This window comes from Erysipelothrix aquatica (assembly GCF_009828775.2).
Lineage (GTDB): Bacteria > Bacillota_I > Bacilli_A > Erysipelotrichales > Erysipelotrichaceae > Erysipelothrix > Erysipelothrix aquatica.
This window is the reverse complement of sequence record NZ_WTSY02000069.1, coordinates 1-2,676: the sequence shown is the minus strand read 5'-3', so window position 1 is coordinate 2,676 and position 2,676 is coordinate 1. Positions and strand designations below refer to the sequence as shown.

General features: G+C 32.9%; 1 protein-coding gene. It reads left to right on the top strand.

Translation table 11 applies throughout. From position 1 onward, the window contains the following. Positions 1-296 precede the first annotated feature (296 nt). On the top strand, positions 297-2,676 hold a 2,380-nt coding region (locus tag GVV20_RS10370), incomplete at its 3' end, for a MucBP domain-containing protein (protein WP_250690207.1).

The window sequence follows — 2,676 nt, the reverse complement described above, 5'->3', positions numbered from 1 at the left end:
ATTATATGGCTTGTATAAGTCTAAAGTAATATGTAATTCGTCTGTACTATAGGTGATGTTTTAATCATCTATTGGTTCATTCTGAAAATTCTGATCATCACTTCGACAACACTTTTGTGTTTTAAGAAATATTTGGACGATATTTCTTTCGAGATATCGATAGCGAACCTTATTTGAAACTAAAATAAAAGGGAGGATAGTTCAAAAAAATAACATCGAAAACTAATCGGAAATAATAGGTTTAGGATTTGAATTTGATATTAGTAGAATGTTTTTTTACAATATAAGGAGAGATTATGAAAAAAAGAAATCATAGAAACATCAAAATAATAGGTGCTGTTTTATCTGTATTACTATCAATAAATGTTCAACCAATTTTAGCTAGTTCACAAGAGTCAACTCTTAGCAAACCGAACTATTTAGTCCCGGATGAGAACTATTTTAAGGACAGTGAGATTCATAAAGGGGACCTGGATACTGTTATAAAAGAAAATGTATCGAAATTGATTGAATCTGCGAATAGTGGAAAAATAAGTTTTACAGAAGGTATGACTTACAATGAATTTTTTTTAGCAAATAATATTGCTGTCGAAGATAGGTACTCCGGATATATGGGAGTTTATAATCGTTCTGGAAATCTTATTAATTCCAATCCAACAAAATATGGGGACTTAACTTATCAAGGTCTTGCACTACCCACACAATCAATCGTCGGGGCTCCCAATATTATCGCAGGTGAAACATTTTCTTCCGTTCTTTCTGTAGGGGAAAAACAAATAATGAATGGAGCTGTGGATTCTGAATCAATTGGAAATTATGGAGCTGATACGTACTTTCCGAATTTAGTCGGATATGGTGCAAATGGTATGGTTAACGATTATATGCTCACAAGTGAAAATAATATAATTATACCAACTAGATACAACACTAATAGAAGTGACATCATTTTGACAATGAGAAGTGCTCCATCTTACGGTTTACGTGGTGCACAAACCTTTTTACGTGTGACTAATGATGGGGTAACTGTAGGGTCTAATGCTGAAAATCCAAAGTATTACATTAATACAAATTCAAATTTGCATATAACCCCGTATGGATATTCGCAACTTGGATTTTTAGGGAAAATGTATATTTCAGATGCAATTTCAATAGCAAATAGTCAACTTAAGGATTTAGGTGTTAATGACTTTTCTCAAAAAATGAATGAGTATTTGAGAGAAATTCAAAATAATAGTGGAGCTTCAAATGTGCCGGCAGGAGTTGGTGGTCAAGTTCAACTAACTGGGTTTTATAGAGACTCAGCTATCGATAATTCTTACAGTACAGATCAAATAAGTAGAAAGAATGATTCAGCCAAGGAATCGCTGGTAGAATATTTTATGTATACTTCAGGCGATACAATTAAAGGTGCGGATAATCCTTTATTTAAAAACGTTCCTTCGGAATATTTAGATTACATTAATGTTGGTTCAGGTAATGTAACTAAGCTACTAAGTCCCAATGTATCTACGTTTAAAATTGATACGACAAGACCATATTTCACGGAATTTGGCAATCTTAATGAAGCAATAGAGATTGATTATAACTCGATGGTGAATTTTGATAGTCTTCTTGGTACAGAAAGTTTCATAATTGTTGATGATGGGGTAGACACAAATGGCCAAAAAATAGATGTAGATCTATCAAGAGTAAAGGTATTTGTTAATAGTAATGAAGATGCACTTTCAATTGAAGAGCTAAGAGATGAGTTACTGAAACCACAATATATAGGCGAAGAAGTACAACTGACATACACCTATGCAGCTGCGGATTCATCAAATGAGATTATTGGAAAATTGCCAAATCAAATTCAGGATGATCAAGGAGCTTACGCGGTTCCTATGATTCGAAAAGTGAATGTAAATGGAGTTAAAGTTACTACAAAATATATCAATGAGTCTAATGTAGAAATATTACAGTCAACAGAGAATATGTTCTTAGCAGGTAGTCAATATTCTACAAATGGACCCAACGAAATCACATTCGATGGAAAAGTTTATGAAGTAGTGGGTGTACCAAGTAATGCAACCGGAACTGCAGGAACCGATGAAATTATAGTAATATATGTTTACAGAGAAAGAAAAGCAGATACATTGCGGGGTAGAGTAACAGTAAACTATTTAGATAATTTTGGTAATGTAATTTCAGAATTTGATATGTTTTCAGATTCTGTAGGTAAGTACTATTCGATCAAACCAAAAGAAATTATTGGGTATACATTTAAAAAGTATGAAGGAATCCTAAGTGGTACTTATCAAAATGGAGAAGTCGTGGTTAATTTCATTTATGAAAAAAATGATGAGCAAACAACTTATGGAGGTGTTTTGGTCAGCTATGTTGATCAAAATGGACAAGATCTAATTCAAGGTCACAAATTAACAGGTAAAGTTGGAAGTCAGTACTCTACGGAGGAAAAATATATTCAGGGATACGACTTAATTGAAAAACCCGCGAATTCATCAGGACTATTTACAGAAAAAGATATTTTTGTGAGATACATGTATAAACCAATAGTTCCTAAAGAACCTGACACTCCTACAAATCCACAGCAACCGAAAGCTGATGTATTGCCAAAAACAGGAGTATCAAATAATTTAAATTTACTTTCATATGTAATCATATCGTCAGGTCTAATTC